This window comes from Streptomyces sp. NPDC048436, from assembly GCF_043200355.1.
Lineage (GTDB): Bacteria > Actinomycetota > Actinomycetes > Streptomycetales > Streptomycetaceae > Streptomyces.
Window position 1 is genome coordinate 1,053,465 of sequence record NZ_JBICXP010000001.1, and the last position, 20,085, is coordinate 1,073,549.

A 20,085-nucleotide genomic window follows, 5' to 3' on the forward strand; every position below is an offset into this window, starting at 1 on the left:
GCCTCTGCCGGCGGCCTCCCGCCTGCGCCGGCGGCGAACCTGCCCCGCCGCCGGCGGCGAACCTGTCCCACCGCCGGTGGCGAACCTGTCCCGCGCTGCGCGCGGATCTTCCCGCCCACCCACCCGTTTACCCCGCAGCTTCGGAGTATCGGGTGGGTGGGCGGGAGAGATCCGCGCGGAGCGCGGGACAGCGCCCCGCAGGCGAAGGACCGGCCGCCACCCCGTGGCCAGGCCCACCACCCCGGGTCAAGGAACCGTCCCCTACAACGCCGCCCCCGGCGCCGGCGCCGCATCCCGCAGTGCCGAGAGGACCCGCCCCACCGCCGCACCCCCCGCCGCCCCCCTCCGCACCGCAGCCACCACATGCCGGCGAGGCCTATCGGCGGTCAGGGCCCGCATCACCACGCCGTCACGGCGGACCGCCGCCATCCGTGGGACCAGGGCCACCCCCATCCCCGCCTCCACCATCGCCAGGATCGCCGTCCAGCCGGAGGCGGAATGTGCCTGCTCAGGGGTGAAACCGGCCCCCTCGCACGCCGCCCGGGTGATCTCCGACCAGGGGCCGCTGCCGCCGAAGATCCACGGCTCCCGGGCCAGATCCGCCAGCCGCAGCCCCTCCGAAGCCGCCAGCGCGTGGTCCCCCGGCAGCGCCACGTCCAGTGGATCCGCCAGGAGTGACTCCCGGGTGAAGCGGGAGTCCACGTCCGCCGCGGCCGGTGCCTGTACCGCCAGGGAGAGGGCCACGTCCACCTCCCCCGCGGCAAGCAGCTCGTACGCCTCCGCCGCCTCCGTCTCGCGCACCCGCACCGAGATCCGGGGCGCCGCGGCCCGCAGCGCCCGCACCGCGGGGACCACGAGCGCGGGCACCGCCGTCGAGAAGGCGCCGACCCTCACCTCCCCCGCCTCACCCTGCGTGTACGCCGCCAACTCCGCGTCCGCGAGCTCCAATTGAGCGAAGACCGCCTCCGCGTGACGCAGGACGAGATGCGCCGCGTCCGTCAGACGGACCCGGCGGCCGTGCGCCTCGAGCAGCGGCACCCCCAGCTGCTTCGCGAGGTTGGACAGCTGCTGCGACACCGCCGACGGCGTCATCTGCAGCGTCCGCGCCGTCGCCGTGACCGTGCCCCGCTCGCTCAACGTACGCAGGATCTGCAGCTTCTTGATGTCCCACTCGCTCATGGAGTCAACGTACCCAGAGGTCAGGGGCCCGGAGCCCCGCGCCCCACGCGTCACCGCTTCGCGCGCGCCGAGCCGAGCACGACCCCGCCCAGGATCAGCCCCATGCACACCACCTGCAGCCACCCCAACGCCTCGCCGAGCACCGCGAAGGAGAGCAGGGCGACGCACACCGGCTGGAGGTAGTAGATGACCCCGGCGCGGGCGGCTCCGATGATCGAGATCGCCTTGTTCCAGGCGAAGAAGGCGATCGCGGACGAGACGACACCGACGTACAGGAGCGGGGAGAGGGTCCCCATGGTCGGCTCGAAGCCGCCCTGGATCACGAAGCTCGCCACGAACACCGGAAACAGCATCAGCGCGCCCAGCGTGAACGTCGCGAAGAGGAACGGCAGCCCGCCGATCTCCGCGGGCTTGCGCTTGAGCAGCGCGCTGTACGAGCCGAACGAGACGGCCCCAGCGATCACCCACAGGTCACCCGCCGCGAAGTCCATGGAGAGCGATCCCCCGGACACCAGGACCAGGACGCCCGCGCAGGCGATCAGCATGCCCGTCACCCGCCGCGCCCCGAGCTTCGCGCCGCCGATGCGCTCGTACACCGCCATCAGGACCGGCGACGCCGCCATGATCATGCCCATGTTGCCCGCGGTGGTGGTCACGCCCGCCTGGTTGACCAGGGTGTTGTAGATGGTGACGCCGAGGAGCGAGGCGAGGAGCAGGAAGCCGATGTGCTTGCGCAGCACGGCCCGTTGCCGCCAGGTCTGACGTGCCGCGAAGGGCGCCACCGCCGCGATCGCGATGATCCACCGCCAGAACGCGTGCTGGATGGGCGGCACGCTGTCGGCGAGGGCGCGCGAGGTCACGAAGCTGCCCGACCAGACGACCGTGGCGAGCGCCGCGAGAGCGAGACCGAGGCCGATGGGGCGCGCGGCCCGCCGCGCCTTGCTCGCCTCCGAACTCGCCTCCGAACTCGCCTCCGAGGCAATCGGCGTGAGGGGCGTTGTCCGGTCCAGGACGGTCACGGGCATTCCTCGGCTCTCTCCCAGTCGACCTGGGAAAACACGAACCCCGCCGAGGTGGGCACACCCGGCGGGGATCTCTTGGCTGATCTGTTGGCTGGTTGCGGGACTACCGTCGCACTCCCACACCCATCAGGTCCATCGAATCTTTTCGAGCCTTACGTGAAGCAAAACCGAACGGTCGACGGATCAGAACCTTCACGCGCCCACACCCCACCGCGCCAACGCCTCCCCCACCGCCCCCGCGTCCGCCCCCTCCGCCGCCCACGCCACGTACCCGTCAGGCCGCACCAGCACGGTCGTACGCCGCTCACTCGCCCAGCGCACCCCGACGACGTCGCCCTTCACATCGACCACCTCGGGGGCGATCAGCACGAACTTGCCCTCGCGCAGGGCTTCGTACAGCCGCCCCTCCTTGAGCGCGATGTCCGGGGCGCGGTGCCCGGTCAGGCGGTGGGCTCCCTTGGGGGCGGGGTAGGTGTAGCCGATGCCGGTGATCTGGCCGATCGCCTTATCGCGGAGCGGTGCCACGGCTCCGAGGAAGGTCGCGAGCGCGGCGCGGGCCGCGATGGTCCAGGGGCGCTTGGCCATCGCGAGTCGTACGATCCCGCCGCTGCTGCGCAGGACCGCCTTGCCGATGGGGTGCCGCTCGGACTGGTAGGTGTCCAACAGACCGTCGGGGGCGTGGCCGTTGACCGCCGCCACCAGCTTCCAGCTCAGGTTCACGGCGTCCTGGAGGCCGGTGTTCATGCCCTGCGCGCCCGCCGGGGTGTGGACGTGCGCGGCGTCCCCGGCGAGGAAGACCCGGCCGACGCGGTACGCGGGTGCCTGGCGCTCGTCGCTGTGGAAGCGGGACATCCAGCGGGCGTCGTGCATGCCGTAGTCGCGGCCGAGGGCGAGCCGGGTGATCTCCTTGACCTCTTCGAGGTCGAGGGGCGCGGTGTCGGGGACGTTGTGGGCGCGGTTCCAGCCGATGACGCGGTAGTAGCCGTCGGCGAAGGGCGCGATGAAGGCGAAGGCGTCACCCGCGGCGTTCACGGTGAGGACCGATTCGGGCTTCTCGGCGAGCTTCACGTCGGCGAGGACGAGCGAGCGGATGGCGGACCTGCCGGGGAAGGGTAGGCCGATCGCCTCGCGCACCGGGCTGTGCAGTCCGTCGGCGCCGACCACGTAGGCGGCCCGCACGGTGCTCGACTCGCCGCCTGGGCCCCGGACTTCGAGTGTCACGCCGTCCGCGTCCTGGGTGAGTCCGGTGACCTCGCTCTCGTACCGGAAGTCGACGCCTGCCGCGACCGCCCGCCGCTCAAGGACCCGCTCCACCTCGTACTGCGGCAGGACCAGGAGGTGGTTGTAGCGCGAGGGCAGCTTGTCGAGGCCGACCTCCAGGCGGGCGAAGAGGCGCAGCCGGTCGAGGACCTGACCCTTGGCCACCAGTTCGTCGGCGAGGCCGCGCGCGTCGAGCTGTTCGAGGGTGCGGGCGTGCAGCACCAGGGCGCGGGAGAGGTTGCTGATCTCGTGCGCCCGCCTCTCGATGACGGTGACGCGGACGCCCGCGGCGGCCAGGTCGCCGGCGAGCAGCAGCCCGGTGGGGCCGCAGCCGACGACGATCACGGCGGGGCCGGGGGTGTCGGTCGTGCCGTTGGTGCCAGTCGTGCCGGTCGTGCCCTGGTTTCCGGTTCCGTTCATGGCGGCCTCCTCATACCCTCACGACAACCGCTGCCAACGCCCGTTGGTCAACGCTTGTTGGCTAACGTAGGACCGCCGCCATGGACTGTCAACACATGTTGGCCTACGCTTGTTGGCATGACCGAGAGCACAGCCCCCCGCCGCTCCGACGCGACCCGAGGCGCGATCCTCGACGCCGCCCGCGAGCGATTCGCCGCCGACGGCTACGAACGGGCCACCATCCGCGCCATCGCCAAGGACGCACGCATCGACCCGTCGATGGTGATGCGCTACTACGGCAACAAGGAGGGCCTGTTCGCGGCGGCCATCTCCATCGACCTGCGGCTGCCCGACCTCGCGGCGGTGCCGCGCGAGGACGTCGGGCGCGCTCTGGTGACGCACTTCCTCGACGTCTGGGAGAAGGACGAGGTGCTCACCGCGATGCTGCGCGTCGGCATCACGAACGCGGCGGGCGCCGAGCGCATGCAGTCCATCTTCAGGGACCAGCTGCTGCCGGTCGCGAGCCGCGTCTGTCCCGATCCCGCCGCCGCCCCGCTACGGGCCGGGCTCTGCGCCTCGCAGATCCTGGGGATGGCGATGACCCGCTACGTGCTGCGCTTTCCGCCGATGGTCGCAATGGCCCGCGAGGAGATCGTGGACTGGGCAGGGCCGACGGTGCAGCGCTATCTGACCGCCGAACGGCCGTGAACGTACGCAGGGGGCCCTTCGCCGACGTACGCGTACGTACGTCGGCGAAGGGCCCCCTGCGGAGAGCTCGGGAAGAGAGGCGGCGTCAGCTCTGCTTCTGCTGCTTGCGGGTCTTGTCACCCACCATGACCAGGCCCGCGATCACCAGGAACAGCACGATGGGCGCCGCGACGTAGAGGCCGAGCGTCTCGATCACGCTCAGGCCGGGACCCGGGTCGTCACCGTCGTCGCGCGTGAGCGCGAGCGCGGGGGACGACATGAGCAGCATCATCAGCGTCGTACCGGAAGCCAGGGCGCCGGCGCGCAGGGCGTTCTTCTTGTCCACGGTGCCAACGTAGCGAACGGCTAAACGGGGCGCGCGCCCGGGGGTGCCGTACGGGTGCGGAACACGTCCATGAACGCGTGCAGCCGGGGTGAGGCGGCGAGTTCCTCCAGGGTGACGGGGCGGCCCGCGGCGTCGGCGATCGGCAGCCGCCAGTTGGGGTACTGGTCCCAGGTGCCGGGGAGATTCTGCGGGCGGCGGTCGCCGACCGCGTCCGGCAGCCAGACGCCCACCATGCGGGCCGGGGTGGCGAGCAGGAAGCGGTGCACGGCCCTGATCTCCTCCTCCTCGTGCCCGCCGCCGCCCGGCAGCATCCCGAGCCGCGAGAGCAGCGCGAGCCACTCCGCCACGTCGGCCGCCGCCTCCGCCTGCTCGACGGCCGCGGAGCGGGCGAGCAGGCCGAGGCGGTCGCGGAGTTGGACGTGCTCGCCGGTGATGCGGGCCGCGGTGGACGGCAGGTCGTGGGTGGTGGCGGTGGCCAGGCAGTCCGCGCGCCACCGGTCGGGCGGAAGGGGCCGTCCCGTGCCCGCCCAGTCCCGTTCGAACCAGAGCACGGAGGTGCCGAGCACGCCGTGCCGCTGGAGGGTCTCGCGGACGCCGGGCTCTACGGTGCCGAGGTCCTCGCCGATGACGAGGGCGCCCGCACGGTGCGCCTCGAGGGCGAGGACGGCGAGCATCGCCTCGGCGTCGTAGTGGACATACGTTCCCTCGGTGGGCGCGCGGCCTTCCGGGACCCACCAGAGCCGGAAGAGCCCCATCACGTGGTCGATGCGGATCGCGCCCGCGCGGCGGAGCAGTGCGCGCAGGAGGGCGCGGTAGGGGGCGTACGCGGATTCGGCGAGGCGGTCGGGACGCCAGGGCGGAAGCCCCCAGTCCTGACCGCGCGCGTTGAACGCGTCCGGCGGCGCCCCCGCCGACATGCCCGCGGCGAAGTGCCGCTGCTGCGCCCAGGCGTCGGCGCCCGCCGGGTGCACGCCGACCGCCAGGTCGTGCACGAGGCCGATGCCCATGCCCGCGTCGAGCGCGGCACGCTGGGCGGTGGCGAGCTGGGCGTCGGTGAGCCAGGCGAGGCGGGAGTGGAAGTCGACGCGGCCCATCAGCTCACGGCGGGCACGGGCGGTTCGGGGTGACGCGGGGTCGCGCAGGGGCGCGGGCCAGGTGTGCCAGTCGGAGCCGTACCGCTCGGCGAGGGCGTACCAAGTGGCGTGGTCCTCAAGGGCTTCGCCGTGCTCGGCGAGGAAGTCGCTGTAGGCGGCGCCCCGTCCGGGCCCGAGCGGCACCTCGTGAATCAGCTCCAGGGCTTCACGCTTGAGCTCCCAGACGGCGTCACGGTCGATCAACTCGCCCTGGCTGAGGACGGATTCGCGCAGTACGGCGGCCCGGCGGGCGAGGGAGGCGACCCGGTCGCGGGCCTCGCCGTCGAGGTGGGCGTACTCGGGGATGTCCTCGACGCGGAGATGGACCGGGTCGGGGAAGCGGCGCGACGACGGCCGGTACGGGGAAGGGTCGGATGCGCCGTCCACCGGGCGCGGCACCGCCGCGTGCAAGGGGTTGACCTGCACGAATCCTGCGCCCAGGGCCCGCCCGGACCAGGCGGCGAGCTCGGCGAGGTCACCGAGGTCGCCCATGCCCCAGGAGCGGGAGGAGAGGAGGGAGTAGAGCTGGACGAGCAGGCCGTACGTCCTGGGGGGCGGGGCCGGGAACGCGTACGGGGCGACGATGAGATGGGCCTCGGCGGACCCGGCGGGGGTGTCGACGCGGAGGCGGTGGACACCGGGCGGAAGCGGGGGCGCCGCGTGCGGAAGCGGGGGCGCCGCGTGCGGCGAGGCGTCCGGGGGCTTCGGGGCTTCCGGGGGCTGCAAGGCTTCCGGGGGCTCCGGGTCTTCCGGGGCTTCCAGGCCTTCCGGGGGCTCCGGGGTCGCAAGGACCTCCACGGCCTCCGGCGTCTCCCACGCGATCCGCTCGCCCTGCTCGGTCGTCACCCGGATCCGCGCCCCGTGCGGCAGCAACCCCGCCAGCGGTGGCTCGGGGCCGCCCTGCCACGCCACCACGGTCGGCGGCAGCAGCCGGGCGCTCAGCTCCGCCTCGCGGGCCGCGAGGGCGCGCCGGACCGCCTCGGGGGTCCTCGCGTCCACGTCGAGGGCGGCCAGGGCCGCGATCACCGCGGCGTCGGTGGCCGGCACCGTGCGGTCCGGGGACGGGGAGTAAGAGGTCGCCACGCCGTACAGGGAGGCGAGGCGGGAAAGCCCGGCGGGGCCGGTGGCTCTCGGTGGGGCCATTCAGACCCCCATGTAGTCCAGGCCCGCGGCCGTACCGGTGGAGGTCGGCTCGCTGGTCAGCGGGGCGGCGTCGGCGAGCGGGGGCTCACTGGTGAGAGGAGCTGCGTCGGCGAGCGGGGGCTCGCTGGTCAGGGGCGGCTCAAGGAAGCCGCAGGAGCAGGAACCGTCGAGTCCGGAGTCAGGCCCGGAGACCTGTTTGGAGAGGGCGGAGAGGAGGAGAGCGGAGGCGGGCACGTAAGGCTCCTTGTCAGGGGCAATTCTTCGGCAGTAGGTCATCGGCAGCAACTCTTCGGCAGCAGCCCTACCCCGAAAGCGCGATCGCAGACATATCCGTTGTATGAACGTGCGCGTGGTCACATTCGTTTCTCTGTTTGGGGGTCAAGACGCAAGATCTTCCTTTTCTCCGGCAGAGCCGCCATATAGACGCATCCAGGAAGCGCCGAGACAGGACGGCGGCGCGGACGGCGGCAAAGCGGAAGGAGGAACACCCCACAACGCCCACCGACGTTGACACCCCCACGCCGCGAGTGGTGGGCTCAGTGACACCCTGAGACAACCGAAGCACCACACGTGATCACCGAGACCGGAATCAACGCCGGAAACAACGAGGAGAGGGCCGTGCAACTGCGGCGCAGGAAGGGCGCGGCCGCCATCGCCGTCGCCGTCATCGCGGGCGCACTCAGCGGCGCCCCCGGCGCCATCGCCGCCCCCGGCGTCCCCGGACCCGGCTCCGGCTCCGGCTCCGGAAAGCCCGGCACCCCCGCGACGTCCCCGGACGACGACCGCACCTCCGACGGCACCCTCCCCCAGGTCTGGCCCCGCCCCCAGTCGATGACCACGGCCGGAACCGCCGTCACCGTGACCCCCGAGGTCGTCCTGGTCACCGGCCACGCCCCGGACCCGTACGCCGTGGACGCCCTGCGCACTCTCCTGCACGACGCGGGCGCCCGCACGATCACCGAGGTCGAGGACGGCGGGCAGCTCCCGGCGGGCGCCGCGAACGGCCTCGTCGTCCGCGCCGACGGCACCGGCGCCGACCAGGCGCTGCGCAGCCTCGGCGCCCGCGACCTCCGCGACCTGCCCTCCGGCGGCTACCGCCTCGCGGTGGGCCGGGTCGGCGGTCAGAGCACCGTCGCGCTCGCGGGCGCGGGCGAGGACGGCCTCTTCCACGGCGTGCAGACCCTGCGCCAACTGATCAGCGGGAAGTCCGGCACCGGGAAGACCGTCCCCGGGGTCCAGATCCGCGACTGGCCCGGCACCGCGGTCCGCGGCATGACGGAGGGCTTCTACGGCACCCCCTGGACCCGCGAGCAGCGACTCGCGCAGCTGGACTTCATGGGCCGCACGAAGCAGAACCGCTACCTGTACGCCCCCGGCGACGACCTGTACCGCCAGGCCCGCTGGCGCGAGCCGTACCCCGCCGGTCAGCGCGCCGACTTCCGCGCCCTGGCCGAGCGGGCCGAGCGCAACCACGTGACGCTGGCCTGGGCGGTCGCCCCCGGCCAGGCCATGTGCATGTCCTCCGACAAGGACATCAAGGCCCTGAACCGCAAGATCGACGCGATGTGGGCGCTCGGCGTGCGCGCCTTCCAGCTGCAGTTCCAGGACGTCAGCTACAGCGAGTGGCACTGCGGTGCGGACGCCGACGCCTTCGGTTCGGGGCCCGAGGCCGCGGCGAAGGCGCAGTCCCGCGTGGCCAACGCCGTCGCCACGCACCTGGCCGAGCGCCACCCGGGCGCGAAGCCGCTCTCCCTCATGCCGACCGAGTATTACCAGGACGGCTCCACGGAGTACCGCGACGCCATCGCGGAGCGCCTCCACCAAGGGATCGAGGTGGCGTGGACGGGGGTCGGCGTGGTCCCCAAGACCATCACCGGGCGTGAACTCGCGGGCGCCCGCAAGGCGTTCGGCGCGCACCCGCTCGTGACGATGGACAACTACCCCGTCAACGACTTCGCGCAGGATCGTATTTTCCTCGGCCCCTACACCGGCCGTGAGCCCGCCGTGGCCACCGGTTCGGCGGCCCTGCTGGGCAATGCGATGGAGCAGCCGTCCGCGTCCCGCATCCCGCTGTTCACCGCCGCCGACTACGCGTGGAACCCGCGCGCCTACCGCCCCCACGAGTCCTGGCTCGCCGCGATCGACGACCTCTCGGGCGGCGACACGAAGGCCCGGGGCGCCCTGCGGGCCCTCGCGGGCAATGACGCGTCGTCCGTGCTGGGCGCGGACGAGTCGGCGTACCTGCGCCCGCTCATGGCCGACTTCTGGCGCGCGCGTACGACGACGGACGCCGCCCGCGTCGAGAAGACCGCGCAGGCTCTGCGGGACGCCTTCACCGTCATGAAGGAGGCGCCGCGGCGGCTCGCCGACAGCGAGCTCGACACCGAGGTGGGGCCCTGGGTGGAGCAGTTGGCGCGCTACGGCGAAGCCGGCGAGACGGCGGTCGACATGCTCCGCGCGCAGTCCAAGGGGGACGGCGCCGCCGCCTGGCGCGCCGCGCGCACCCTGAGTGGGCTCCAGAAGGACCTGAAGGCCGGCCGGGTGACCGTCGGCAAGGGCGTCCTCGCCCCCTTCCTGACGCGGTCGCAGAAGGCGTACGAAACGTGGGCGGGGCTCGACGGGGAGCAGGCGTCGGACCACGCGACGGTGCGCATCCCCCGCGCCCGCCCCCTCACGGCGGTGACCGCCCTGACCGACCCCGGCACCAAGGGCAGCGTCGAGGCGCACGTCCCGGGCGAGGGCTGGCGCCGTATCGGCGCCCTGTCCGGCAGTGGCTTCACGGAGACCAAGGCGTTCACCGGGGCCAAGGAGAAGGGGACCCGCGCCGACGCCGTCCGCGTCACCCTCGCCGAGGGCACGGTCCGCCACCTGGTCCCCTGGTACGCCGACTCCCCCGCCGCCCGCCTCTCCCTGGCCCGCACCGAGGCCGACGTGGAGATCGGCGGCGGCCCGCATCGGGTCATGGCGGAGCTGCTGTCCCTGCGCCCCGGCGACGTACAGGGCAAGGTCACGACGGAGGCCCCCAAGGGCATCGAGGTCCGCACCCCCGCGAAGTCCACGCTGCCGCGCGGCACGCAGGTGGACGTCCCCGTCGACGTCACCGTCCCCGCGGGCACGCGCGCGGGGACGTACGAGGTGCCGGTGACCTTCGAGGGGCAGACCCGGACGGTCTCGGTCCGCGCCTATCCGCGTACCGACGGGCCCGACCTGGCGCGCGGCGCGAAGGCGTCGTCGTCGGGCGACGAGACGAAGGACTTCCCCGCGTCGGGCGCCAACGACGGCGACCCGAAGACGCGCTGGTCCTCACCGGCCGAGGACGGCGCCTGGTGGCAGCTTGAGCTGAAGGAGCCGGTCAGGCTCGGCCAGGTCGTGCTGCGCTGGCAGGACGCGTACGCGGCGGGCTACCGCGTGCAGACGTCCGCCGACGGCAGGACGTGGCGCACGGCGGCGACCGTGAAGGACGGCAGGGGCGGGCGCGAGGCGGTCCGCATGGACGCGCGTGACACTCGTTACATCCGGATACAGGGCGACGAGCGGGCTACGCGTTTCGGCTACTCGCTGTGGTCGGTGGAGGCGTACGGCGTGGCCGCGGCCGCCGCGGACTGACGGCGGCGGACTGCCACGTACCCGTGCAGGGCGCAGGTACAACAGAGCCCGGATCGATTATTAGGCGGAAATGCCATCGATCCGGGCCATCGCGTCGTCCGCGCCGAACGGCTGCAAATACGGCAGCCAGCGCGGATCCCTGTGCCCGGTCCCGATGATGCGCCACGCGAGCCCCGAGGGCGGCGCGGGCTTGTGACGCAGGCGCCACCCCAGCTCCAGGAGGTGCCGGTCCGCCTTGACGTGGTTGCAGCGGCGGCAGGAGGCCACCACGTTCTCCCACGCGTGCGGGCCGCCACGGCTCTTCGGAATGACGTGGTCGACGCTGGTTGCGACGCCACCGCAGTACATGCACCGACCGCCGTCGCGGGCGAAGAGCGCCCGCCTGGTCAGAGGAACGGGCCCCCTGTAAGGGACCCGGACGAACCGCTTGAGGCGGACCACGCTGGGTGCGGGGACAGTGCGCGTTGCGCTGTGCATGAAGGCGCCGGATTCCTCGAGGCAGAGAGCCTTGTTCTCCAGGACGAGGACGAGCGCGCGGCGGAGCGGTACGACGCCCAGAGGCTCGTACGACGCATTGAGGACCAGGACGTGCGGCACGGATGCCTCCTTGTACGCCGGCGGCGCGTGGCTCGCGCCGGGACGATCTGTAGCCAGTCTCCCCTCATGCCTGGTCCAAGCGCCACCATGTGCTGGTAACGGGCTCGGAGTGTTTTCGACCACACCTGTACGTCACCCTCATCTTCCCCAGGTGAGCACTGTCTCTCCCTCGAACATCACAACGATCCACACACAATGCCCCGTTAGTGTGGTGACTCTGTCCGGTGCATCTCCTGGGCAGACCGCTATGCCTGGAGGTACCTGCCGTGTTCCTGTCCGTCCTGTCGGCAGCCGGAACGGACCCGGACGACAAGTCGACGTCGAAGCCGCCGACCTTCGAAGACGCCCAGGAGAGCGCGGGGAACGCCGCGAGCTGGGTCGAGCAGAACTGGTCGGCGTGGCTGGGCATCGGCCTGCGCATCCTGCTGATCATCTCGATAGCGATCGTGCTGCGCGTGGTCATCCGGCGTGCCATCACCAAGCTCATAGACCGCATGAACCGCACGGCCCAGGCGGTGGACGGCACGGCGCTCGGCGGTCTGCTTGTCAATGTGGAGCGCCGCCGCCAGCGCTCGCAGGCCATCGGTTCGGTGCTGCGCTCGGTGGCGTCCTTCCTGATCCTCGGCACCGCGGGCCTGATGGTCCTCGGCACGTTCCAGATCGACCTGGCCCCGCTCCTCGCGTCGGCCGGTGTGGCGGGCGTCGCGATCGGTTTCGGCGCCCGGAACCTCGTCACGGACTTCCTCTCCGGCGTCTTCATGATCCTTGAGGACCAGTACGGCGTGGGCGACTCGATCGACGCGGGCGTGGCATCCGGCGAGGTCATCGAGGTCGGCCTGCGCGTCACAAAACTCCGCGGCGACAACGGAGAGATCTGGTACGTCCGCAACGGCGAGGTCAAGCGCATCGGCAACCTCTCCCAGGGCTGGTCCACGGCGGGCGTGGACGTCACCGTCCGCCCGGACGAGGACCTGGAGAAGGTGCAGTCGACACTCCTCGAGGTCGGCGCGAGCATGGCCAAGGACGAGCCGTGGAACGAGCGCCTGTGGGGCCCGGTGGAGGTTCTCGGCCTGGACAGCGTGCTGCTCGACTCGATGGTCGTCCGCGTCACCGCCAAGACGATGCCGGGCAAGTCCCTCGGCGTGGAGCGGGAGCTGCGCTGGCGCATCAAGCGGGCGTTCGACGAGGCGGGCATCCGCATCGTGGGCGGCCTGCCGCTCCAGGCGACGGAGGAGGCAGCGGACACCTCGGCGGGCGTAGCGGCCCCCTCGGCCTACGCCTCCTCGACGTCCCCGCAGTCGCTGGCGGCTTCGCCGATAGCACCGCCGCCGAATCTGGCGAAGTAGGGGTAGTACGTGAGTGGGGCGGCCCCGGTAGATCCGGGGCCGCCCCACTCACGTACGACCGCTACAGATACGCCCCTCAACGAACCCAGTTCTTCAGTTCCCCGGTGTCGAGGGTGATACCGACCGGGTCCGGGAGCGTGCACTCCTTACCGAAGGGCAGGGTCAGAACCTGCTCGTAGCGACCGCCGTCCGGCTGACTGTGCACCTTGAGTTCGCAGGTGTCGCGGTCGATCAGGAGGTACACCGGGATGCCGGTCTCGGCGTAGGCACGCGGCTTCTCGACGCGGTCGCGCCGGTCGGTGTCGGTGTCGGAGTCGTAGGAGGTGACCTCGACAACCATGAGGAGGGGAGCGGGGTCGGCCCATTCCCCCAGCCGGGCACCTTCCGTGGTGCGGGCCGCGTGACGCGCGATTTCCTCGAACGCTATGGCTCGCATCTGCGGGCGATCGGCGAGCATGGTCACCTGTGTCCTCCTGCCACTGCGGGGGGCAGATCTCCAGCATACGGAGGCAGGCACCTGGGCGCGGGAGCGTTCCGTCAGCATGGGCGGCCCCCTCTCAGCACGGCCCAGACCGTCTTGCCGACACCGTCCCTCGGCTCCACCCCCCACTCATCCGCCAGCACCCCCACCAACACCAGCCCCCGCCCGAACTGCTCCTCTTCGCCCGCCTTCCGCATGGCCGGCAACCGCTCACCGCGCGGATCGCTGACCTCGAGCAGGGCATTGGTCATCAACTCGGAGAGAACAAGAGCGGCGTCCCCCGCGAGGCCGGGCCGCCCCCACTCCCCGACGAGCCGGGCGGCTCTGCGGCGGGCGAGGGGGAGATGGATCGCGGCTTGCGGAATGGGAGGGCGGGACCGGAGACCGGAATGCAGAAAAGTTCCACGGCACGCCGCCCCAGACCCTGAACCGTGGAACTTTTCTGCAACTCGCTCCGAATCACCCCTCCAACCACCCCAGATGCCCGATATGTCAGGCTGGGGAGCGGCCCGTGAGGTCCCACCAGTCACACGCACCTCGGCCACCCCCTCCCCATCGCCGAGGCCGGTGACCGGCCGGCCGCCTCCGGCCTCACCCCGCTAAGCCCGAGCCCTCTCGCCTCTCCCCCTGCCGCACACACCCGCACCTCCACCCACCGAAGCACCCCCGGCAACTGGGCCTCGCCCTTCCCGTGACGCCCGCTCAAGAAGAGCCAGTCCGCACGCCGCAGGAAACCGCAACCGTCCCGCCTGGCCCCGCCCCTCCCCCTGACGGCCACCCCGGAAGAACCAGTCCGCAGATGGCAGGAAAACCGACGAGCCCACCCACGTCCCCACACGACCCCACCCCGGCCGCCCGGCCAACAAAAGCTCCTGCGGTGGAGGTGGGTCAGTCAAGGGTGAAGCGCAGCGGAATCGGCGTAGCCGACGCGACGCAGGAGCGCCCTTTACTGGGCCGCCGGAGGCGCCACACTCCCGAGAGCCGGGCGGCACCGGTGACCATCAACGCCCCCGACCCACCCAAAGCCACCGCCCAGACCGAGCCCCGCCCCCAGACGCACAGCCCTCACGCCCGCTTGTAGTAATACCCCTCCCCATGGGAAGGCCCCACGTTGTGCTGGATTCCGTTGCCGTTGATCGTGAAGTAGGAGGGGTCCAGCGTCGCCGAGCAGAAGGGGGGCCTGTCGCCTACGAAGCTTGCCGTGCCGACGTTGATCCGGCTGCCCTGGCTCTCCGTGGACGTGACCTTGGCGGAGTACGTGCACGACGTATTGCTCTCCATGACCAGGCGGACCGTGCCGCTCCCGGAAATGGTCACCTTGTCCGGCTGCCCGATGTTGTAGTCACCCCCGAACCTCCAGGAGTCGGAGAAGAACGCCGGGACCGTGCCTCCGCTGCCCGAACCGCCCCCGCCGGAGCCGGAGTCACCCGAGCCGCCGTCGCCCTCCGAGCCGGAACCGGAGTCGCTACCACTGCCGGACGAGCCTCCCGGTGACGTACCGCTTCCCGAGGAGCCCGAGCCGGAGCCCGAGCCGGAGCCGGAGTCGGAGTCAGAGCCGCTGCCCGATGAACCGCCCGAGCCTCCCGCCCCTTTCGAGTCCTCGCCGCCCTCGCCGTCCCCCGCGTTCTCCCCGTCCTTGCCGTCCGCGCCGTCCTTGCCGCCCCTGTCCTTCTTGTCCTTCCGGTCGCCACCCTCCTTGCCGTCCTTGGACGGTGAACCGCTGGGCGACCCCGACCCGTCCGGGCCCGGTGCCGCCGGCGCGCTGCTGGACGGGGGTGACGCCTGGTCGTCGCTGTCGCCGCCGAACGGCTGCAGCGCCACGAACGTGCCGCCGCCCACGGAGAGCACGGCGACGACCGGCAGCGCGATCACCAGCGGGCGGCGGCGCCTGGCCCGCTTGTGCTCCTGAGCGGAGGTACCCGCCGCTGTGCCCTCGGCCGCGATCACCGCCACCCCAGGGGCCGCCCCCTCCCGGCGGAGCCGCGCCGTCTCCCGGTCGAGGGTCCCGGCGACCTGCGGCGCCTCCTCCCGGACCGGCTCCGCCACCTCCGCGTCCAGGAGCCGTGCCGCCTGCTGGGCCAGGTGCGTCACGACCTCGGCGGGCAGCCAGGACGCCGCCGCCGTCAGTGGGCGGGCGCGCCCCACCTCCGCCAACAGCTCGTCCACGCCCGGGCGTTCGTCGACCTCCTTGGTCAGACAGCGCGCGATGAGCGCCCGCAGCCCCTCATCACGCACCTTGTCCAGGCCCGGCTCGGCCTCGACGATCTGGTACATGACCGCGTGCTGGTTACTCACCCCGTTCCCGAACGGGAGGACGCCCGTGGCGGCGTACGTCAGCACGCAGCCCAGCGTGAACACATCACTCTTCGGGCCCGCGCTCTGGCCGCGGATCTGCTCGGGGGCCATGAAGCCTGGCGAGCCGATGACCATGCCGGTGCTGGTCAGGAGCGACTCGACGGAGGACGTCCGCATGGCGCGCGCGATGCCGAAGTCGATGACGCGGGGGCCCTCGACGGTGAGCATCACGTTGGACGGCTTGAGGTCCCGGTGGACGATTCCTGCCGAGTGGATGTCCTTGAGGGCGTGCAGGAGCCCATCGGCGAGCGCGTGGACCGACTTCACCGGGAGGGGGCCGTGGCCGCGTACGACCTGTTCGAGGGAGAGGCCGGGGACGTATCCGGTGGCGACCCACGGGAACTCGGCATCCGAGTCCGCGTCGAGGACGGGCGCGGTGTAGCGCTCGCCGACGCGCTGCGCGGCGTCGATCTCCCGGCGGAAGCGGGCCCTGAACTGGGCGTTCGTGACGTGCTCTTCGTGGACGACCTTCACCGCGACCGTGCGGCCGCTCTCGGAGCGGGCGAGGTAGACCCGCCCCATTCCGCCCGCCCCGAGCCGCCCGAGCAGCAGATAGGGCCCGATGCGGGCCGGATCGGCCGCCGTGAGCGGTTTGATGCCGCCGCTCAGGTCGTCGTCGCCGTCGCCGTCGTCACCGCCGATGCCCTCGGCTGCATCTTTGTCACGGCCCCCGCCGGTCGCACTGGTCATGGTGGTCTGGTCCCCCGCTAGCCCCGCCTGGTCGGTCGAACTGACGTGAGAATAGGCGCAGTCGATCCGCCGGTGAAGTTCGGGACGCCTGAAACAGGGGGGACGGTTCTGCCCAGCTGATGGAGGAGCTCCCCTGGGGCACCACCCCGCCCCCGCAGGTAACGAGTTGGTTGCCGCGAGGGCGTGCGCTATTGACGGCTCATTCACGCCGACCGTACGGTCCTCACCAATTGGAAAGTTTCCTAACAGTTGCGCCGCACCGAGCTCGGAGAGCTCCCGAACCCCTGAAAGCAGGCGTCCCCATGGCAGCAGGCAGCACAGGCAGCACTCCGGGGACCCCGGGCACGCCTCGCGTCCTGCGGGCCATGAACGACCGTGCCGTACTCGATCTCCTCGTCGTCCACGGGCCGCTCACCCGCACCCGCATCGGCGAGCTGACCGGCCTCTCCAAGCCCACCACCTCGCAGCTCCTCGGGCGCCTGGAGACCGCGGGGCTCGTGCACACCACCGGCAGCCTCAGCGGACGGCCAGGACCCAACGCCCTGCTGTACGAGATCGACCCGGGCGCCGCCCATGTCGCCGCGCTCTCCGCCGACCCCACCGGGATCACCGCACTCGTCGCCGACATCACCGGCACCGTCATCGGCCGGGCCCGCGTCGAGGCGGAAGCCGTCGCCGAGGACGTGCGCCACCGCACCGCACAACTGGTCGCGGAGGCCGTCGACGAGGCGCTGCGCCAGGCGGGACTCGGCCACGACGACCTGCGGGCCGCGGTGATCGGTACCCCCGGCGCCATCGACCCGCACACCGGCGAGCTGCGGTACGCCCCGCACCTGCCGGGCTGGCACTCGCGGACGCTGCGCGACGACCTCGCCGCCGTACTCGGCACACCCGTAGTCATCGAGAACGACGTGAACCTGGCCGCCGTCGCCGAGCAGTACGAGGGCGCCGCCCAGGACAACGACAACTACGTGCTCACCTGGCTCGACGACGGCGTCGGCGCCGCCATCGTGCTCGGCGGCACCCTGCTGCGCGGCGCCACCGGCGGCGCGGGCGAGATCGGCTACATGCCGCTGCCGGGCGCTCCCCTGGCGCACGGCGGCCCCGAGGCCACCCGTGGCCCGGACGGGGGCGGCGGCTTCCAGAGTCTGGTCTCCGCACCGGTCGTCCGTGCACTGGCGGGCGGCGAGGCCACCCTGGCGGACGCCTTCGCCGACGACACCGTGCTCGACGAGGTGGCACGGCGTATCGCCACCGGCATCGCCGCGGTCGTCGCCGTCGTCGACCCCGAACTCGTGGTGCTCTCCGGCTCGGTGGCCCAGGCGGGCGGCGACAAGCTGCGCCTCCGGGTGGAGGAGGAGCTGACCGGGCTCGCGCTGCCCCGCCCGCAGATCCGCATCAGCGAACTCGACGGCGACCCGATCCTCACCGGCGCACTCCGCTCGGCCCTCACCCAGGCCCGCGACCAGGTATTCGACACCGCCTGAGCCCGCCCCCTCCCCGCCCACAGCCTCGAAGAACCTCAACTCCCCTCCCCGTAAAGGAAGTCCGCCATGCCGCGATGGCGCATGCCCACCTGCGCGTCCGCGGCGCTCGCCGCAGCCGGCCTCTTGCTCTCCGGCTGCGCCAACCCGAGCGTCGGCAGCGCGAACGACGACCCGACCGAGCCGGTCACCCTGAAGTTCTGGCACGGCTGGTCGACGCCCGGCGAGGTCAAGGCCGTCAACGACAGCATCGACCGCTTCGAGAAGCTGCACCCGAACATCAAGGTGAAGGCCACCGGGAACGTCTCCGACGAGACCGTCAACCAGGCCCTGCGGGCGGGCGGCGGCAAGGCCCCGGACGTGGTGTCGTCCTTCACCACCAACAATGTCGGCCAGTACTGCGACTCCGGGATGTGGGCGGACCTGGATCCGTTCATGAAGAAGACCGGCCTGGACAAGCGCAAGGTCTTCCCCAAGACGCTTCTGGACTACACGAGTTACCAGGGCAACCAGTGCGCCCTCCCACTCCTCGCGGACGCCTACGGGATGTACTACAACAAGGACGCCTACAAGAAGGCGGGCATCAAGCGGCCCCCGCGCACCATGTCCGAGTTCGAGAAGGTCTCCAAGAAGCTGACCCTTCGCAGCGGTCAGCACTCGTACAAGCAGGTCGGGTATCTGCCCAACTTCCGCTTCTACCAGAACAGTCCGGACCGCCTCTTCGCGCAGTGGGGCCCCGAGTACTTCGACGCCGAGGGAAAGTCACACCTCGCCGACGAGCCGAAGACGTACAAGTTCTTCAAGACCGCACGCCAACTCGCCGACGCGCAAGGCGGTTTCAACGACCTTGAGCGCTTCCGGATGTCCTTCGGCGACGAGATGTCCAGCCAGAACGCCTTCCTCACCGGCAAGGTGGCGATGCACCTGGACGGCGAGTGGCGCGGTCTGATGCTGGACGAGGCGAAGCCGAAGTTCGACTGGGGCGTGGCGCCGCTGCCCGTTCCCGACGACCAGGCGAAGACGTACGGGCGCGGCTTCATCACCGGCACCGTCGCCGGGATCGCGCACAGCAGCAAGCATCAGAACGCCGCGTGGGAGCTGGTGAGGTTCCTGACCGCGGACACCGATCAGGTCGTGAACTTCGCGAACGCCATCCACAACGTGCCCTCCACCTTCGCGGCGCTCAAGTCGCCACGTCTGGACGCCGATCCGACCTTCCGGGCCTTCTTCGACATCCTGGCGAACAAGCACAGCAAGGCCCTGCCGCCCTCCGTCAACGGCGGCGCCTACGTCCTCTCGCTGATGGACTTCGCGTACTCCGTCGAGGCCGGGCGCATGGGCGATCTGCGCAAGGGCCTGAAGAAGCTCGACGAGCAGATCGACGCCGACACCCTCCAGTCGAAGAGCTGAGGACCCGAGCCATGGCACTGCAACTCTCCAACCCCGCGCGCCGCAGACTGCGCACGCTCGGCTTCCTCTCCCCCTGGCTGGTCGGCTTCAGCGTCTTCTTCGCGTATCCGCTGCTCGCCACCGTCTACTTCTCGTTCATGCACTACAACCAGATCAAGGAGCCCACCTTCGTGGGCCTCCGCAACTGGAAGTACGTGTTCGAGCAGATGCCGCTGTTCGGGCCCGCCCTGTGGAACACCCTCTGGCTGGTCGTGATCATGGTGGCCCTGCGGGTGGTCTTCGGGCTCTCGCTCGGGCTGCTCATCACGAAGATCAAGACGGGGGCCGGGTTCTTCCGCACCGCCTTCTACATCCCGTATCTCGCGCCGCCGGTGGCCGCGACCGTGGCCTTCGTCTTCCTGCTCAACCCCGGCACGGGCCCGGTGAACGAGATCCTGGACGCGGTCGGGATCTCCGGGCCCAACTGGTTCAACGACCCGGACACCGCCAAGCCCTCGCTCGTCCTGCTCTCCCTGTGGGGCATCGGCGACCTGATGGTCATCTTCATGGCGGCGCTGCTCGACGTGCCCAAGGAGCAGTACGAGGCCGCCGAGCTCGACGGCGCGGGGGCATGGAGCAAGTTCCGCTACGTGACCTGGCCCGCGATCACACCGATCGTGATGTTCGCGGTGGTCACGGGCGTCGTGCAGACCATGCAGTACTACACGCAGGCCCTGGTCGCGGGGAAGGTCGCGTCCGGCGTCAACATCGGCCCCGGCTCGGTGGTCCAGCCCGGCTACCCGGACCACTCGACCCTCACGGTCCCCCAGCTCGTCTACCAGATGGGCTTCCAGAACTTCAACACCGGTGCCGCGTGCGTGCTCTCGCTCGTGCTCTTCGCCATCGCCATGGCCGTGACGATGCTCCTGATGCGCAAGCGCTCCGGGCTCCTCGCGGCGGAGGACTGA

The 20,085-nt window shown here is 71.4% G+C and carries 15 protein-coding genes and 1 pseudogene; 6 read left to right on the plus strand and 10 right to left on the minus strand.

The genetic code is table 11. The features are described from left to right. Positions 1 to 261: 261 nt before the first annotated feature. The 3 genes from ACGFX9_RS04805 to ACGFX9_RS04815 form a co-directional block, all read right to left on the minus strand. The gene (locus tag ACGFX9_RS04805; protein ID WP_393464564.1) at positions 262 to 1,179 is read right to left on the minus strand and encodes a LysR family transcriptional regulator; all 918 of its coding nucleotides are present in this window, start codon (positions 1,177 to 1,179) and stop codon (positions 262 to 264) included. Positions 1,180 to 1,229: 50 nt separating this feature from the next. After that, positions 1,230 to 2,198: a DMT family transporter gene (locus tag ACGFX9_RS04810; RefSeq protein WP_393464567.1), complete on the minus strand. Its 969-nt coding sequence runs from the start codon at positions 2,196 to 2,198 to the stop codon at positions 1,230 to 1,232. A gap of 195 nt (positions 2,199 to 2,393) precedes the next feature. Then, complete coding sequence (locus ACGFX9_RS04815; protein ID WP_393464570.1) at positions 2,394 to 3,881, minus strand: FAD-dependent monooxygenase; 1,488 nt, start codon at positions 3,879 to 3,881, stop codon at positions 2,394 to 2,396. Positions 3,882 to 3,998: 117 nt separating this feature from the next. Between ACGFX9_RS04815 and ACGFX9_RS04820 the strand changes: the two genes are divergently transcribed. Further along, the gene (locus tag ACGFX9_RS04820; RefSeq protein WP_393464573.1) at positions 3,999 to 4,568 is read left to right on the plus strand and encodes a TetR family transcriptional regulator; all 570 of its coding nucleotides are present in this window, start codon (positions 3,999 to 4,001) and stop codon (positions 4,566 to 4,568) included. Between the two features lie 85 nt (positions 4,569 to 4,653). On the opposite strand, the gene ACGFX9_RS04825 is transcribed toward ACGFX9_RS04820, so the two are convergent. Genes ACGFX9_RS04825 through ACGFX9_RS04835 form a run of 3 tightly spaced genes read right to left on the minus strand, consistent with a single transcriptional unit; the run spans position 4,654 to position 7,403 of the window. Next, positions 4,654 to 4,893: a hypothetical protein gene (locus tag ACGFX9_RS04825; RefSeq protein WP_393464575.1), complete on the minus strand. Its 240-nt coding sequence runs from the start codon at positions 4,891 to 4,893 to the stop codon at positions 4,654 to 4,656. 20 nt (positions 4,894 to 4,913) lie between these two features. Further along, entirely contained in the window at positions 4,914 to 7,169 is a 2,256-nt protein-coding gene (gene malQ / locus ACGFX9_RS04830) for a 4-alpha-glucanotransferase (protein ID WP_393464578.1), read from the minus strand. Beyond that, positions 7,170 to 7,403 carry a hypothetical protein gene (locus ACGFX9_RS04835; protein WP_393464580.1) on the minus strand — a complete coding sequence of 78 codons (234 nt, stop codon included), beginning with the start codon at positions 7,401 to 7,403 and terminating at the stop codon, positions 7,170 to 7,172. Between the two features lie 384 nt (positions 7,404 to 7,787). Between ACGFX9_RS04835 and ACGFX9_RS04840 the strand changes: the two genes are divergently transcribed. Next, positions 7,788 to 10,775 (plus strand): beta-N-acetylglucosaminidase domain-containing protein, encoded by a 2,988-nt coding sequence (locus ACGFX9_RS04840; protein ID WP_393465645.1) that lies wholly within the window; start codon positions 7,788 to 7,790, stop codon positions 10,773 to 10,775. 60 nt (positions 10,776 to 10,835) lie between these two features. Here ACGFX9_RS04840 and ACGFX9_RS04845 read toward each other — a convergent pair whose 3' ends face one another. Next, positions 10,836 to 11,372 (minus strand): HNH endonuclease, encoded by a 537-nt coding sequence (locus ACGFX9_RS04845; protein ID WP_135331961.1) that lies wholly within the window; start codon positions 11,370 to 11,372, stop codon positions 10,836 to 10,838. 266 nt (positions 11,373 to 11,638) lie between these two features. Here ACGFX9_RS04845 and ACGFX9_RS04850 point away from each other — a divergent pair, with 266 nt between their 5' ends. Next, positions 11,639 to 12,718: a mechanosensitive ion channel family protein gene (locus tag ACGFX9_RS04850; RefSeq protein WP_393464583.1), complete on the plus strand. Its 1,080-nt coding sequence runs from the start codon at positions 11,639 to 11,641 to the stop codon at positions 12,716 to 12,718. 76 nt (positions 12,719 to 12,794) lie between these two features. Here ACGFX9_RS04850 and ACGFX9_RS04855 read toward each other — a convergent pair. From ACGFX9_RS04855 to ACGFX9_RS04865, 3 genes and pseudogenes are all read right to left on the minus strand, one after another. Beyond that, a pseudogene (locus ACGFX9_RS04855) lies at positions 12,795 to 13,088 on the minus strand (Uma2 family endonuclease); the annotation flags it as partial. A 167-nt stretch (positions 13,089 to 13,255) separates the two neighbouring features. Then, on the minus strand, positions 13,256 to 13,450 hold the full coding sequence (locus ACGFX9_RS04860) for a hypothetical protein (protein WP_393464585.1): 195 nt from the start codon (positions 13,448 to 13,450) through the stop codon (positions 13,256 to 13,258). Positions 13,451 to 14,264: 814 nt separating this feature from the next. Then, positions 14,265 to 16,244 carry a protein kinase gene (locus ACGFX9_RS04865; protein ID WP_393464588.1) on the minus strand — a complete coding sequence of 660 codons (1,980 nt, stop codon included), beginning with the start codon at positions 16,242 to 16,244 and terminating at the stop codon, positions 14,265 to 14,267. Positions 16,245 to 16,546: 302 nt separating this feature from the next. Here ACGFX9_RS04865 and ACGFX9_RS04870 point away from each other — a divergent pair, with 302 nt between their 5' ends. The 3 genes from ACGFX9_RS04870 (at position 16,547) to ACGFX9_RS04880 (ending at position 20,085) form a co-directional block, all read left to right on the plus strand. Further along, positions 16,547 to 17,731: an ROK family protein gene (locus tag ACGFX9_RS04870; protein WP_393464591.1), complete on the plus strand. Its 1,185-nt coding sequence runs from the start codon at positions 16,547 to 16,549 to the stop codon at positions 17,729 to 17,731. A 66-nt stretch (positions 17,732 to 17,797) separates the two neighbouring features. Then, entirely contained in the window at positions 17,798 to 19,138 is a 1,341-nt protein-coding gene (locus ACGFX9_RS04875; RefSeq protein WP_393464594.1) for an ABC transporter substrate-binding protein, read from the plus strand. Between the two features lie 11 nt (positions 19,139 to 19,149). Then, positions 19,150 to 20,085, plus strand: a complete 936-nt coding sequence (locus tag ACGFX9_RS04880) for a carbohydrate ABC transporter permease (RefSeq protein WP_393464597.1) — start codon at positions 19,150 to 19,152, stop codon at positions 20,083 to 20,085.